The organism is Trichococcus sp. K1Tr (genome assembly GCF_028309625.1).
In the GTDB taxonomy this organism is placed as follows: domain Bacteria; phylum Bacillota; class Bacilli; order Lactobacillales; family Aerococcaceae; genus Trichococcus.
In genome coordinates, this window is sequence record NZ_JAQMHR010000002.1 from 385,804 (window position 1) to 399,881 (window position 14,078).

General features: G+C 47.8%; 14 protein-coding genes and 1 other annotated feature. Of the genes, 12 read left to right on the forward strand and 2 right to left on the reverse strand.

Annotated features, from left to right (window positions below; genetic code table 11):
• Positions 1–18: 18 nt before the first annotated feature.
• From PH235_RS05230 to PH235_RS05250, 5 genes are all read left to right on the forward strand, one after another.
• Positions 19–1,032, forward strand: a complete 1,014-nt coding sequence (locus PH235_RS05230; protein WP_272161351.1) for a Gfo/Idh/MocA family protein — start codon at positions 19–21, stop codon at positions 1,030–1,032.
• Positions 1,025–1,888 (forward strand): sugar phosphate isomerase/epimerase family protein, encoded by an 864-nt coding sequence (locus PH235_RS05235; protein WP_272161352.1) that lies wholly within the window; start codon positions 1,025–1,027, stop codon positions 1,886–1,888. The genes PH235_RS05230 and PH235_RS05235 overlap by 8 nt, the downstream gene beginning before the upstream one ends.
• Positions 1,889–1,957: 69 nt before the next feature.
• On the forward strand, positions 1,958–3,040 hold the full coding sequence (locus PH235_RS05240; RefSeq protein WP_272161354.1) for a Gfo/Idh/MocA family protein: 1,083 nt from the start codon (positions 1,958–1,960) through the stop codon (positions 3,038–3,040).
• 154 nt (positions 3,041–3,194) lie between these two features.
• Positions 3,195–3,899 carry an NAD(P)H-dependent oxidoreductase gene (locus PH235_RS05245; RefSeq protein WP_272161355.1) on the forward strand — a complete coding sequence of 235 codons (705 nt, stop codon included), beginning with the start codon at positions 3,195–3,197 and terminating at the stop codon, positions 3,897–3,899.
• Positions 3,900–3,919: 20 nt separating this feature from the next.
• The gene (locus tag PH235_RS05250; RefSeq protein ID WP_106448970.1) at positions 3,920–4,102 is read left to right on the forward strand and encodes a hypothetical protein; all 183 of its coding nucleotides are present in this window, start codon (positions 3,920–3,922) and stop codon (positions 4,100–4,102) included.
• A 60-nt stretch (positions 4,103–4,162) separates the two neighbouring features.
• Here the strand turns inward: PH235_RS05250 and PH235_RS05255 are convergent, their stop codons facing one another.
• A complete protein-coding gene (locus tag PH235_RS05255) occupies positions 4,163–4,702 on the reverse strand; it encodes a GNAT family N-acetyltransferase (protein WP_272161356.1) in 540 nt (179 codons plus the stop codon).
• A 1-nt stretch (position 4,703) separates the two neighbouring features.
• On the reverse strand, positions 4,704–5,966 hold the full coding sequence (gene tyrS / locus PH235_RS05260) for a tyrosine--tRNA ligase (RefSeq protein ID WP_272161357.1): 1,263 nt from the start codon (positions 5,964–5,966) through the stop codon (positions 4,704–4,706).
• A 69-nt stretch (positions 5,967–6,035) separates the two neighbouring features.
• Positions 6,036–6,250 (reverse strand) — a binding site (T-box leader).
• A gap of 319 nt (positions 6,251–6,569) precedes the next feature.
• Here tyrS and PH235_RS05265 point away from each other — a divergent pair.
• The 7 genes from PH235_RS05265 (at position 6,570) to PH235_RS05295 (ending at position 13,892) form a co-directional block, all read left to right on the forward strand.
• Positions 6,570–7,892: a C40 family peptidase gene (locus PH235_RS05265; RefSeq protein WP_272161358.1), complete on the forward strand. Its 1,323-nt coding sequence runs from the start codon at positions 6,570–6,572 to the stop codon at positions 7,890–7,892.
• Between the two features lie 113 nt (positions 7,893–8,005).
• Positions 8,006–8,773 (forward strand): MerR family transcriptional regulator, encoded by a 768-nt coding sequence (locus tag PH235_RS05270; protein ID WP_272161359.1) that lies wholly within the window; start codon positions 8,006–8,008, stop codon positions 8,771–8,773.
• A 189-nt stretch (positions 8,774–8,962) separates the two neighbouring features.
• Positions 8,963–10,981: a methionine--tRNA ligase gene (gene metG / locus PH235_RS05275; protein ID WP_272161360.1), complete on the forward strand. Its 2,019-nt coding sequence runs from the start codon at positions 8,963–8,965 to the stop codon at positions 10,979–10,981.
• 114 nt (positions 10,982–11,095) lie between these two features.
• Complete coding sequence (locus PH235_RS05280) at positions 11,096–11,878, forward strand: TatD family hydrolase (RefSeq protein WP_272161361.1); 783 nt, start codon at positions 11,096–11,098, stop codon at positions 11,876–11,878.
• A complete protein-coding gene (gene rnmV / locus PH235_RS05285; RefSeq protein ID WP_272161362.1) occupies positions 11,875–12,474 on the forward strand; it encodes a ribonuclease M5 in 600 nt (199 codons plus the stop codon). The genes PH235_RS05280 and rnmV overlap by 4 nt, the downstream gene beginning before the upstream one ends.
• Positions 12,471–13,370, forward strand: coding sequence for a 16S rRNA (adenine(1518)-N(6)/adenine(1519)-N(6))-dimethyltransferase RsmA (rsmA, locus tag PH235_RS05290; RefSeq protein WP_272161363.1), 900 nt, complete (start codon positions 12,471–12,473; stop codon positions 13,368–13,370). The genes rnmV and rsmA overlap by 4 nt, the downstream gene beginning before the upstream one ends.
• A gap of 264 nt (positions 13,371–13,634) precedes the next feature.
• Positions 13,635–13,892 carry a Veg family protein gene (locus tag PH235_RS05295; protein WP_086987295.1) on the forward strand — a complete coding sequence of 86 codons (258 nt, stop codon included), beginning with the start codon at positions 13,635–13,637 and terminating at the stop codon, positions 13,890–13,892.
• The last annotated feature ends 186 nt before the right edge of the window (positions 13,893–14,078 follow it).

The following is a 14,078-nucleotide window of genomic DNA, read 5'->3' on the forward strand; positions in this document are numbered from 1 at the left end:
AAAGAGACGTGATCAGAGATGTTAAGAGCGGCAATAATCGGATTAGGCGATGTATCGCCTGTCCACAAATATGCTATCGACGCCAGCGACAACGGTGAATTGGTTGCAGTCTGCGACGTAAATGAAGCCTTGAAGACCAAATATCCTGATGTGCCTTTTTACACAGACGTAGAGACGATGTTGGAAAAAGAGGATTTGGATGTTGTACATATCTGCTTGCCGCACTATTTGCATTATCCGATCACGAAACGCTGCATCGAAAAAGGCGTGCATGTTTTCCAGGAAAAGCCCTTAGCCTTGGATTATGAAGAAGGCTTGAAGACGCTCGCCTTGGCAGAGGGAAGCAACAAGAAAATCGGCGTGTGTTTCCAAAATCGCTACAACGAAACGTTTTTGGAACTCAAAAAATTGCTCGCGAACGAAAATGTCGGGGCAGTGACGGCGGTCAAAGGCTTGGTGGCTTGGCATCGTCCTGAAACCTATTACACAACCAAACCATGGCGCGGCCAGATGGAATTTGCTGGCGGAGGATCGATCATCAACCAAGCCATCCATACGCTGGATCTGATGCAGGTTTTGGGCGGGGAAATAGACCGCTGCAAAGCCAGCCTGTCGAACATCACAGATTATGACATCGAGGTCGAGGACACTGCCGTCGCGAACTTCACGTTCAAGAACGGCGCGCGCGGATTTTACATGTCTACCAATGCCTATGCCGAGAATTCCAGCGTAGAATTGCAGGTCATCACTGAAAGGGCAAAATTCACAATCAAGGATAACTGTTTGTATCGTTCGAACAGTTCCGGTGAAAAAGAACTGCACCTGCAGGACACACCGATGCAAGGGACGAAATTTTACTACGGTCCGAGTCATTCTGCCCTGATCCAGCGTTTTTACAACGCGATCGAAGCAGACACGGATGATTATGTGACGGTCCGGGAGGCCTTGCCAGCGATGCTGATGATCGATGCGATGAAAACATCGTCGAAAGAAAAACGTACAATCGAAATGGAGGAAATCATACATGGCTAAAGTTAAGATAGGTGTACAAGCATCAACTGTAAAAAAAAGTTTTGAAGAAGTCGGGCCTTATGAAACATTGAAAAAATTACATGACATCGGCTATAACTCCATTGAGGTCTCTCAAGTAGCGACAACGCCTGAGAACATCGCTGAAATCCAAAAAGCGACAGCTGATTTCGGCATGGAATTAGCTTCCATGAGCGCTTCCTTGAAACCGCAAGTTAAGGACGGCGAATCTTTGACAACGCACTATGACAAAATCGTAGCGGATTGCAAAGCCGTGGGAACGGATCTGTTGCGCATCGGCATGTTGCCGATCGATGCGATGGCCAGCTTGGATAAAGTTTTGGAATTCTGTCATGATGTCAATGAAGTGACGCAAAAACTGAAAGAAGACGGCATCACTTTGTATTATCATAACCACCACATCGAATTCCGCAAATATGACGGTAAATTCCTGCTGGACATCATACGCGAAAAAGCTCCATTACTAGGGTTTGAATTGGATGTTCACTGGGTGCAGCGCGGAGGCGCAAATCCACTTGAAGTCATCAAAGACTACAAAGGTAAAGTGGAATTGATCCATTTGAAAGACTACCGAATCTCTGAAATCCCACAGGACGGCTTCGATGCTTTGTACACGGGGGATGTTGCCAAATTCATGGACTACTTCACAAATACAATTCAATTTGCTGAATTGGGGACAGGTAGCCTGCCGTTGAAAGCAATCATCGAAGAAAGCATCGCATCGGGCGCGCGCTACCTATTGGTGGAGCAAGACGACACTTATGGCGTGGATCCGTTCGAAAGCTTGAAAATTTCTCGTGAATATCTATTGGAATTGGGCTACGGAGAATTGTTCTAAACATAACAACACGAGGTTCGGAGATTATTCTCTTCGAACCTTTTCTTATCAGACAAGGAGGATTTACAAATGGGCAGTAAAGATGGAATGAATTATGCGCCGAAAGGGAAAATCAATAAGGTCGTGGAACCGGGAGCGTTCAATGTCGGCATAACGGCACTGGATCACGGGCACATCAACGGCATGACGAACGGCTTGATCGAAGCCGGTGCCACAATCAAATATGTGTACGATCCCGATGCGGAAAAGCTAGCGAATTACTTGGAATCTTTTCCGGATGTGGCGGTCGCTGACTCGCTGGAGCAGATCCTGGAAGATCCGGAGATCCAATTGGTCGCAGCGGCGGCAGTGCCTAATTTGCGCAGCGCTCTGGGAAACCGTGTCATGCAGGCCGGGAAAGACTACTTCACCGACAAGACCGGCTTCACAACACTTGAACAACTGGAAGAGACTAAAAAAGTCGTTGCTGAAACCGGCAAGAAATATTGGGTCTACTTCAGCGAACGGCTGCATGTGGAAGGCGCCGTATTTGCCGGCCAATTAATAGAAGAGGGCAGGATCGGCCGCGTCATCCAAGTGACAGGCTTTGGGCCGCACCGCCTCGACAAGGAAAAACGTCCGGATTGGTTCTTCAAAAAAGAACAATACGGCGGCATTTTAGCCGACATCGGCAGCCACCAAATTGAGCAATTCCTCCATTATACAGGGAATGTGGATGCAAAAGTTCTCCACAGCAAGGTCGGAAACTACAACAACCCGGATACGCCTGAATTGGAGGACTACGGCGATGCCACGCTGGTCGGCGATAATGGCGCAACCTTCATCTTCAAAGTCGATTGGTTCACGCCGGATGGACTCGGAACATGGGGTGACGGCCGTACATTCATCACCGGAACGGAAGGAACCATCGAAATCCGCAAATACATCAACGTGGCGACTGAGCAGACCGGCGATCACCTCTTCCTGGTGACGAAGGACGGCGAGGAGCACTACTCCTTGACTGGTGAAGTCGGCTTCCCATTCTTCGGAGAAATGATTTTGGACTGCATCAACCGCACCGAAAATGCGATGACGCAAGAACACATCTTCAAGGCGCAGGAATTATGCCTGAAGGCGCAGGAACAAGCGCTGAGCATTACAGCAAACCTATAAGAAAAAGTTATCCCTTTCTTTGCATCCGGTTTACCTGGATGGCGATGGAAGGGATTTTTTGTTGGTTTCGCGATGAGTGAGCATGCAACTTGAACTCTGGCCGGCAGCTTGTTATGATTCGGATGAAGAACTATTGAGTGAATGAGGTGAAAGGATGCAAACATTAATCATAGTCAGCCACCCGACGCTGGCTGATTCGAATGCGCAAAGGTTTCTGTGGGAAAGTCTTCCGGCTGAAGGGGTGACGTGGCACCATCTCGAATCGGTTTATCCGGATGGGCAGATTGATCGGGAGGCCGAGCAACAGCAATTGCTCCAGTATGACCGCATCATTTTCCAATTCCCGTTCTATTGGTACAGTTCGCCTGCTTTATTGAAGCAATGGCAGGATGTCGTGCTGACTGAAGGTTTCGCTTATGGAGCTGAAGGCAGCAGGCTGTCGGGGAAAGAATTCGGTCTCGTTCTGGCCCTGGGTGTGAATGAACGCGAATACCAAGCGGGGGGCAGGGAAGGATTCACGATTTCGGAACTGACCCGGCCGTTTCAGGCGATGGCAAGGAAATGCGGCATGGTGTACTTGCCGACGAACGTCATTTCGAAATTCGATTATCTGAGCGACAGCAAGAAGAAAGAATTGCTGATCAGCTATCAGCAATATTTGTCCAAAGAAAACGATGCCAGTCTGACGGCAACGGAAAATTGGTTCAAACTCCAGCTACAGTCGCTCGGGAAAGCGGGACTTTCCGAAGCGGATCAGCAACTGGTGGAGCATCTGCTTGCCGTTTTGAAGGACAACCGCGAGCACTTGGATGATCTGGCGTGGACGTTGGCACAGATGGAAGGCAATCAGCTTGGGTAAAGGTAAAGCGGGGGACGACAATGGAAACTGAAAATTGGGTGCAGGAACAGCTGGATCATTTAGTGGAAGCGAGCAAGGATTACCGGCAAAAAGCACTCTTCCAGGAAACGAAAAAACTCTTCCAAGAACAGCATCAACGGATGGAACAGATGGAAGGCGAACTGGATGGGCGGATGTGGAGCCCGAAAGAGTGGTCGAATTAGGAAGCGCAAAAAAATAGAGGGCAGCTGAGCGGAAGTTCAGCTGTCCTCTATTTGCGTTGTTTATTGTGTTGGTGTGAGCGGATATTGGTAGACGTAGTCGTCCATCACGAAGCCGCCTCCGATGGGGGAGACGATGGATTCTGTGCGCACAAAACCGTATTTTTCATAGAATGCGATCGAACCTTCATTGTATTTGTTGACGGTAAGCTCCAGGGCTTTTTTCTGTTCCCTGATGGCCAGGTCGACCATTTTTTGCATGATCTGATAGGCATAGCCTTGTCCGCGCGCTTCCTGAAGCAGGTAGAGCTTACTGATGAACAGTTTGTCGTCCTGTAATTGGATAGCCAAGTAACCGGCGGATTGCCCCTCGCTTTTGATGAGGAAATAATCCAATTTACCTGTTTCGATATCCTCTTCCAGATTCGCTCTGGATTGGATATTTTCCAACATATAGGTTACCTGTGCGGGTCCCAGGATCGGCAGATAGTACTCATGCCAGATGATGTCAGCCAAGCGGGATAGTTCGTTGATCTGCTCCAAACTTTCGACCGGTTCTAACCGGAGTGCGGCTTCGCGCGAAAAGAGTTGTGGGGTTGTCATGTCAAGACACCAACTTTACCAGGAAATATTTCTTTTTGCCGCGGCGTACTAAGATGAAGCGGCCTTCGAAAGAATTTTCGGCAGTGATGACGAATTCCAGATCCGTGACTTTGTCGCCATTGATGGAGATGGCGCCGTTTTGGATGTCTTCGCGTGATTGACGGCGTGACGGTTCGATGCCGATATCGACCAGCCAAGTGACCAATTCCTGTTCCTTCAGGTCGGATTCGAAAGTCGGCATATTTTTGAAACCTTCAGCGATTTCGTTGGCAGTCAATTCCTTCACTTCGCCGGTAAATAGTGCTTCGGTGATCTTGAGAGCGTCCGTCAAGGCTTGTTCGCTGTGGACGAAGCGCGTCATTTCAGATGCCAATACTTTTTGGGCTTCGCGTTTGTGAGGTTCTGTTTCAACTTTTTCAGTCAGCGCATCAATTTCTTCCTTCGAAAGGAAAGTGAAGTATTTTAAGTATTTGATGACGTCACGGTCGTCTTGGTTCACCCAGAATTGGTAGAACTCGTAAGGGGTTGTTTTCTTAGGGTCCAACCAGACGGCACCTCCGGCAGTCTTACCGAATTTCGTGCCGTCCGCCTTCAACATCAAAGGAATTGTCAAACCGAAAGCTTTTGCTTCCGCGCCTTCTTTTTTGCGGATCAGATCCAAACCGGCAGTGATGTTGCCCCATTGATCTTGGCCGCCAATCTGAAGGTTGACGCCCTCATTCTGGAATAGGTGCAGGAAGTCCATGGACTGGAGAATTTGGTAAGTGAATTCCGTGAAGGAAATGCCGGTGTCCAGACGGCTGGCTACGATATCTTTCGCCAACATCGTATTGATGTTGAAGTTCTTGCCGAAGTCGCGCAGGAAATCCAACAGTGTCAAATCTTTGGTCCAGTCGTAATTGTTGACGAGGCGGATGTCAGCCGAACTGTCCGACAAGAACAATTTCTTCATTTGAGAGGTCAAAGCATTTGCATTCTCGACGACTTGATCCATCGATTGCAGAACTCTTTCTTCGCTCTTTCCGCTTGGATCGCCTATCGATCCGGTCGCGCCGCCGATCAGGATAACGGGCTTGTGTCCTGCCAATTGGAATCTCTTCAATACTATGAAGGGAATCAGATGTCCGATATGCAGGCTGTCGCCGGTAGGGTCAACGCCGCAATACAGGCCAATCTGCTCATCCTCCGTTAATTTGCGCAAACCTGCCGCGTCCGTTTGTTGATTGATGGCGCCGCGCCATTCTAATTCGTCGATGATATTCATGTGCTTCATTCCTTTTCTAATAAATTTATATGCAAAAAATCCCTGTCCAGACAAGAAAATTCTTGTTTGAACAGGGACGATAGTTACCGTGTTACCACCCAGCTTGCAGAATCATCCTGAATCGGAAAGACTTTGCCACTCTGACATGTATCGTATGCCGGCCGCTTAATCGCATAAGAAAGCTCCAAAGTGTAATTCGAATCCAGGCTTGCATCAGCTTCCACCAAACGCTGACTCTCTATAGGACAAAATCCCGATTCTACTGTCTTTTTCATCGCTTTTTATTGTATTGGTTAATTGCCGTAAGTATAGCGCAGTAAAACTTTAAATGTCAACCATGACAACAAAAAAAGTAATGCTACAGAAATATTACAAAAGCGGCAAGTGCATGAAATATTACTGATGGCGCGGATTTGGACACATTAAGCAAATCGTTTTACAGAAATGTTACAGTTAGGCTACAACTTGTCGAAACCGGGTTAAACGAAAAAAAACTATGTTATGATTCATTATGTTGATGAATCTTAAGAAAAACTATAAAAAGTTAAAAGATATATAAGAATTATAACTAACGAAAATCGAATGTAAGTGGAGGAATTAGACTTGAAGAAGAAATTAGTGGCTATCGCATTAGCAGGTACGATCCTTGCAACAAGTATAGTAACGCCTTTTACAGCACAAGCAGATGAAATCTTAACAAAAATCCAACAGCAGGAAACAAAAATCACTGAATTGGACAGCAAACAAAGCTCTGCAGAAGAAAACTTGTCTGCAATCACTGCGGAAGTTGATGCAGCCGAAAAAAGAGCAGAAACTTTATTGGCAAACCGCGTAAAGACACAAGATGAGATTGTTGCTTTACAAGAAGATATTGCCGAACTGCAAGTTGTCATCGCACAACGCGAAGAGCAATTGGATGAGCAAGCAAGATCTGTTCAAGTGAACGGTTCAAACGAAAACTATTTGAACTTTATCGTGGCATCCGAATCTTTCACAGATTTAGTATCCCGCATTGATGTTGTATCAAAAATGGTTTCAGCCAATAAAGAATTGGTAGAACAGCAAGTTGCGGATCAAAAAGCTGTTGAGGACAAGAAAAATAAAACTGAAGATAACTTAAACGAAATCAATGCAATGGCCATGGAGTTGGAACAACTTAAAGGCGATCTGCAAGTGAAGAGAATCGAACAAGAGAGCGCAGTTGCCGCTTTGGCTGCTGAAAAAGCAACAGCTGAATCCGACCGCGAAATGTTCTTGGCTCAAAAAGAAGAAGCTGACCAACGCGCTGCCGCAGAGGCTGCTTCCATTGCTGCCGCTGAAGCTGCTGCAGCAACTGTAGCTGCGACAGTCGCACAAGCAAGTTCAGAAGAATCTTCTACTGCTGCATCATCAGTTGACATTGCATCAAGCACTGTAGCAAGCTCCGAGTCAGCAGCGCCTGCTCAAACAGTTGCCGCTGCACCAGTTGTTGAGAGTGCACCCGTTGTGTCCGCTCCTGCAGCCGCTGCACCAGTCGTCAGCGCACCCGTTGTGGCAGCGCCAGTCGTAACTGCACCAACATTATCAGCACCAACAGGCGATGTTGTTTCCATTGCTGCGAAATACATCGGCGTTCCTTATGTATGGGGCGGAAAAACACCATCAGGCTTTGACTGCTCAGGCTTCACGTCTTATGTCTTCAGAGAAGCATACGGCATCGAAATCGGTGGCTACACAGTTCCTCAAGAAAACTCAGGTACACAGATTGCCGTATCAGCCGCACAAGCGGGAGATTTGATTTTCTGGGGTTCAAGCGGTGCGACTTATCACGTAGCTATCTACGTAGGCGGCGGACAATACATCCACGCTCCAGCGCCAGGCCAAACAGTCACTTATTCTTCTTACAACCTTTCCGGCGCATCATTTGCCGTACGTGTTGCAAGATAATCCAAAATTCACGACAGTCCTCCGGGGCTGTTTTTTTTTTTGTATTTACGGAGGGAATTTGTTGACCTTGACGCAGCGTCAAGGTGTAAGATGAAATCATCGGAGGTGACACAATGGAGTACACGATTCAAAAATTAAGCAGACTGGCTGGCGTCAGCACGAGGACGCTGCGCTTCTATGACGAAATCGGTCTGCTGAAGCCCAAACGCACCAGTTCCTCCGGCTACCGCATCTATGGTGAGGCAGAGGTGGACAGGCTGCAGCAGATTCTGTTCTTCAAACAGCTGTCCTTTTCGCTTGATGAAATCAAATCAGCGATGGATGATCCGGCCTATGACGCGGAACGTTCGTTGGTCGCGCATAAACAGGCGCTGTTGGAGAAAAAGAAAGAAATCGAATTGCTGATCAAAACGGTGGATGCTACGCTTAATGAGAAAAGAGGAGGGGAAAAAATGAGCGACAAAGAAAAGTTTGAAGGCTTGAAGAAGGAGCTGCTCGACGAGAACGAATCCCGCTACGGGCAGGAAATCCGCGAAAAATACGGAGAAAAGACCGTTGCGGCATCAAACAAGCACTTCGCAGGAATGAGTGAAGCGGATTTTGAAGCAATGCAGGAGATGGCCGCACGCTTGCAGGAGCTGCTGACGGAAGCGATGGCTACGGGGGATGCCGGCGGAGAGGCTGCCTTGGCTGTTGCTGCGTTGCATAAACAGTGGCTGAGCTATACTTGGCCGAGCTACTCTCCGGAAGCGCATCGCGGGCTGGCCCAGATGTATGTCGACGACGAAAGGTTCACCGATTATTATGACAAAGCATCAGGCAAAGGAGCCGCCGCCTTTTTGCGTGATGCCATCCACAACTATACTGAAAAAGCTGAATGACGCTGGAACGGCCGGGAGCTGAACGTTGCTTTCGGTTTTTTTGTGCGTGGATCCGGAGGTGCAGGCGTTGGCGTTAGGTTACCGCTTGTTTCGAATTTCGCCCCCAAATCCTTGACTTTTGTGGTAGAATGGTACGGTAAGTTGCGTACATTCGCAAACAACTTAGAATTCAGGGAGGCGCACTCATTCGTGGCTAAAGAAAAAAATACATTTTATATCACTACTCCAATCTATTATCCGAGCGGTAAGCTCCACATCGGAAATGCGTATTCGACAATCGCATGCGATGTAATGGCGCGCTATAAAAAACTGATGGGATTCGATGTGTTCTACCTGACCGGTTCAGATGAGCACGGACAAAAAATCGAGAACAAAGCAGCAGAATTGGGCATCACACCGAAAGAATATGTTGATGGCATGGCCCAGGATATGCAGGATCTGTGGAAACGTCTCGACATTTCCAACAATAAGTTCATCCGCACCACTGATGATGACCACGTCCAGGCCGTTCAGCAGATCTTCGAACAATTATTGGCACAAGGCGACATCTATCTTGGCGAATACGAAGGCTGGTATTCCGTTTCCGACGAAGAGTTCTTCACGGAAACCCAATTGGCTGAAGTATACCGCGATGCCGACGGAAAAATCATCGGCGGGGTTGCGCCAAGTGGCCATGAAGTCGAGTTGGTGAAAGAGGAGTCCTACTTCTTCCGTATGAGCAAATACGCAGACCGCTTGTTGGCTTATTACGATGAGCATCCCGATTTCATCCAACCGGAGTCGCGCAAAAACGAGATGGTCAACAACTTCATCAAACCAGGCCTTGAGGATCTGGCTGTTTCACGGACGACCTTTACCTGGGGGATTCCCGTGAAGAGCAACCCGAAGCACGTGGTCTACGTCTGGATCGATGCATTGGCGAACTACATCACTGCCTTGGGCTACGGTTCGGCTGATGATTCGCTTTACCAAAAATATTGGCCGGCTGATGTGCACATGGTCGGAAAAGAAATCGTGCGTTTCCACACCATCTATTGGCCGATCATGCTGATGGCATTGGATCTGCCGCTTCCGAAGAAAATTTTCGGGCACGGTTGGTTGTTGATGAAGGAAGGCAAAATGTCCAAATCCAAAGGCAACGTTGTCTATCCGGATATGCTGGTGGACCGCTTCGGGTTGGATGCTTTGCGCTACTACCTGATGCGCGAAGTGACGTTCGGCAGCGACGGCATCTTCACGCCTGAGGACTACGTGAACCGGATCAACTATGATTTGGCGAACGATCTGGGCAACTTGCTGAACAGAACAATCGCCATGATCAATAAATATTTCGGAGGGAACATCCCAGCGGCGCTTGCGGCGGAAACGGCTTTCGATGCGGAACTCAAAGCGATGGCAGCGGAAGTGACCGATAATTACCAGAAGGAAATGGACAACATGCAGTTCAGTTCGGCCTTGTCCGAAACATGGCGCCTTATTTCCCGCGCAAACAAATACATCGACGAGACAGCTCCATGGGTCTTGGCGAAGGACGAGTCCAAGCAAGCGGAGTTGGGAAGCGTCATGGCGCATTTGGCGGAAACTTTGCGCGTCGTCGGCATTCTCTTGTCTCCGTTCATGACGCAGGCACCGTTCAAAATGTATGAACAACTTGGTTTGGACTTCGAAAAACAAGGCGCTTGGGAAAATGTAGCCTTCGGAACGTTCCCGGCGGACGTGAAGGTAGTCGAAAAAGGCACACCAATCTTCCCTCGTTTGGTTACGGAAGATGAAGTCGCCTACATCAAGGAGCAAATGGGCGGAACGGCCCCAGTGGAAGAGGAAACAGTCGCGGCCGAGTGGGATCCGACGACTACTGTACTGACTTCCGAAAAAGAAAAACAGATCAAATATGAAGACTTCGATAAAGTCGAGCTGAAGGTAGCTGAAGTCATCGATTGCCAGAAAGTCGAAGGCGCGGACAAATTGCTGAAATTCCGTCTGGATGCTGGTGATGAAGGTCATCGCCAAATCCTGTCAGGCATTGCGCAATGGTATCCGGATCCTGCGTATTTCATCGGCAAGAAAGTCATCATCGTCGCTAACCTGAAAGCGCGCAAAATGAAGGGTGAAATCAGCCAAGGGATGATCCTTTCTGCTGAAAAGGATGGCGTGCTGCAAGTGATACTTGCACCTGAATCGGCAGCGAATGGTTCGACAGTGGCATAAGGGTTTTTGTGATTCAAGGAGCCTGGGACAGTTGTCCCGGACTCCTTTGTCCATTTTAGATGCAGAAGAATCAGGGCAGGCAACGGTCTTCCCACAGGAACCGGAAAGGAATCTATGGATAAACTATTATTTGATACACACACGCATCTGAACGTGGACGCTTTTGCGGATGATGCGGATGCGGCCATCGCAAGGGCACACGATGCCGGTGTCGGAAGATTTGCGGTCGTGGGCTTTGATGCGGACACCATAAAAAAATCGCTCGAATTGAGCGCGAAATATCCTGATATCTACAGTATCATCGGCTGGCACCCTACAGAAGCAGCGACCTATACTGCTGCAGTGGAGGACAGCCTGATGGCATTGCTTGAAGAAAAAAAGGTTGTTGCCATGGGTGAGATGGGGCTGGATTACCACTGGGACACAGCGCCGCATGACGTCCAAGCGAAAGTGTTCAGGAGGCAAATCGCGATCGCAAAAGAAATGGAATTGCCGATCAGCATCCATATGCGTGATGCCATCGAAGACACGTACCGCATTCTGAAGGAAGAGGATGTGCGCGACATAGGTGGCATCATGCACAGCTTCAGCGGTGATGTGAACTACATGAAAAAGTTTTTGGATTTGGGCATGCACATTTCGATCAGCGGCGTCGTCACCTTCAAAAAGGCGACAGAAGTCCATGAAGTGGCCAAAGCTGTTCCGATCGAGAGACTCTTGGTCGAAACCGATGCACCTTATCTGGCTCCCGTTCCTTTCCGCGGAAAGCGAAACGAGCCGGCATATGTACGCTATGTAGCCGAAAAGATTGCTGAATTACGCGGCCAGACCTTCGAACAGATCGCGCTGCAGACAACCAAAAACGCAAATACATTATTTGGGTTGGATGATCGATGAAAATAGAAGAGATTATAGTGGTTGAGGGAAAAGATGATACAAGACGGATTAAGCTGGCGGTGGAGGCTGATACGATCGAAACGAACGGATCGGCAATCAACGAAGAAACGCTGCAGCTGATTGCCCATGCGCAAGCGACACGTGGCGTCATCGTCTTCACAGATCCTGATTATCCAGGCGGGAAGATCCGGGCAACAATCGTGGAACGGATCCCCGGCGTCAAGCATGCGTTCTTGCGCAAGGATGACGCGCAATCCCCAAAAGGTGGAAGCCTCGGAATTGAGCATGCTTCTCCGGAAATCATAAGGGAAGCTCTGAAGAATATCTACACGCAAAGGCAAGCAGAAACGAGCGACATCGACAGGAAATTCCTGGATGAATGGCACTTGGTCGGACATGCTGATTCAAGCCGTTACCGGGAGTTGCTGGGGGATGCGCTTGGGATTGGCCATACGAATGGGAAACAGTTGTTGAAACGTCTGCGAATGTTCCAATTGGAAAAAGAAGCTGTTACTGCAGCGATGACGGCAATTTTGAAAGAACTGGATGAAAAGGATAGCCTGACCGCTCTGCGGCAGGAGGAGGAAAATAAATGAGTGGATTAGAATACCATAAGGATATAGCAACACCGAGCAGAACGAACGCCATCTTAAAAAAATATCATTTGACCATGAAGAAGAGCCTAGGCCAAAACTTTTTGGTTGACCCGAATATATTGACGAAGATGGTTGCTGCAGCCGGAATAGACGAAAACACCAATGTGATCGAGATTGGCCCCGGTATCGGAGCCTTGACGGAACGCCTTGCCAGAGAAGCTAAAAAAGTAGTGGCGTTTGAAGTGGACAGACGTCTGGCGCCGATTCTGAAGACGGAACTTGCGGAATACGATAATATCGAAATCATTTTTCAGGATATTCTGGAGGCAAATGTTCCGCAAGTCATCGAAGAGCATTTTGAACCAGCCGAACGATTAGTGGTGGCAGCGAATCTGCCTTACTATATCACGACGCCGATCATCATGAATTTCATAGAGACTGATTTGCCGATCGACACGTTTGTGATGATGATGCAAAAGGAAGTCGCGCAGCGCATGACAGCCAAACCTGGAACGAAAGCATTCGGTTCATTGACGATTGCGATCGACTACTATACGGAAGCCGAGATTGCCTTCATCGTTCCGAAAACCGTTTTTGTGCCGCAACCGAATGTTGATTCGGCAATCCTGAAGCTGCAGCGGAGAGCGGAACCTAAAGTCAAAGTTACCGATGAGAAGTTCTTCTTTGATTTGGTGCGCGCCGGGTTCAATCAGCGCAGAAAAACGCTCTGGAACAATCTGCAATCCCGCTACGGCAAAACGGAAGAGATCAAGGCAGCTTTGACAACCGGACTTGAAGAAGCCGGCATTGACCCTTCAAAACGGGGAGAAGCCCTGAGCATCGAACAATTTGCGGACCTGGCGAATGCCTTAGTCAAATATTTGGACGTTCAATAAATTATCAAAAAACAACCTGATATTTTTGCGTCCAGAAGCACTAGCGGTATGAACGCATCACCTTCCGGAGCTCATTGCTAAGGGAAGGTGATGCATCCGCGGTGCAATTTTACGATCAGCAGTTTTACTAAAAAAAAGTAAAAAAAGTTGATAAGATTTCTTTAAAAATTTCTTCGTTTCATAGTTGCGTGCATTCGTCCTCTGTGATATACTTGTTAATTTAATTTATCTGTGTTATAATGTGACTCAGTGAGGTGAAACAGAATGCCGGATAATTTGAGTCAGATTAAGGAACAACTGGAATGTCACTTAGGGCAGAAAGTTATGCTGACTGCGCAAGCAGGACGCAAACGCAAGACGGAACGAAAAGGTATTTTACGGGAAACGTATCATGCTGTATTTGTAGTTGATCTAGACCAAAACGAAAATGCATTTGAACGTGTATCATACAGTTATGCAGATGTTTTAACCGAAGCTGTAGAGATCTTATTTTACGATGAAGAAAAATGCCTGTACGCTTAAATTATGTAAGAACTTATTCCAAATAAATCAAACAGACATCGAAATGTCTGTTTTTTTTTATGGAAAAATCGCATGCTGCAGGCGGAATCGTTTGCGGAACAAACCGGTTCCGGGCACTGAGCCATGAGATATTGATCATTCAGAAAGTAATTCTTGGTTATTGGCATATAATTCTTTTAAAAACGG

Excerpts from the sequence above, each read along its gene's own strand:
- PH235_RS05240 (WP_272161354.1), top strand. The coding sequence starts at position 1,958 with ATGGGCAGTAAAGATGGAATGAATTATGCGCCGAAAGGGAAAATCAAT.
- PH235_RS05295 (WP_086987295.1), top strand. The coding sequence starts at position 13,635 with ATGCCGGATAATTTGAGTCAGATTAAGGAACAACTGGAATGTCACTTA.
- PH235_RS05280 (WP_272161361.1), top strand. The coding sequence starts at position 11,096 with ATGGATAAACTATTATTTGATACACACACGCATCTGAACGTGGACGCT.
- PH235_RS05270 (WP_272161359.1), top strand. The coding sequence starts at position 8,006 with ATGGAGTACACGATTCAAAAATTAAGCAGACTGGCTGGCGTCAGCACG.
- PH235_RS05255 (WP_272161356.1), bottom strand. The coding sequence starts at position 4,702 with ATGACAACCCCACAACTCTTTTCGCGCGAAGCCGCACTCCGGTTAGAA.
- PH235_RS05235 (WP_272161352.1), top strand. The coding sequence starts at position 1,025 with ATGGCTAAAGTTAAGATAGGTGTACAAGCATCAACTGTAAAAAAAAGT.
- rnmV (WP_272161362.1), top strand. The coding sequence starts at position 11,875 with ATGAAAATAGAAGAGATTATAGTGGTTGAGGGAAAAGATGATACAAGA.
- tyrS (WP_272161357.1), bottom strand. The coding sequence starts at position 5,966 with ATGAATATCATCGACGAATTAGAATGGCGCGGCGCCATCAATCAACAA.
- PH235_RS05245 (WP_272161355.1), top strand. The coding sequence starts at position 3,195 with ATGCAAACATTAATCATAGTCAGCCACCCGACGCTGGCTGATTCGAAT.
- PH235_RS05230 (WP_272161351.1), top strand. The coding sequence starts at position 19 with ATGTTAAGAGCGGCAATAATCGGATTAGGCGATGTATCGCCTGTCCAC.
- rsmA (WP_272161363.1), top strand. The coding sequence starts at position 12,471 with ATGAGTGGATTAGAATACCATAAGGATATAGCAACACCGAGCAGAACG.
- PH235_RS05250 (WP_106448970.1), top strand. The coding sequence starts at position 3,920 with ATGGAAACTGAAAATTGGGTGCAGGAACAGCTGGATCATTTAGTGGAA.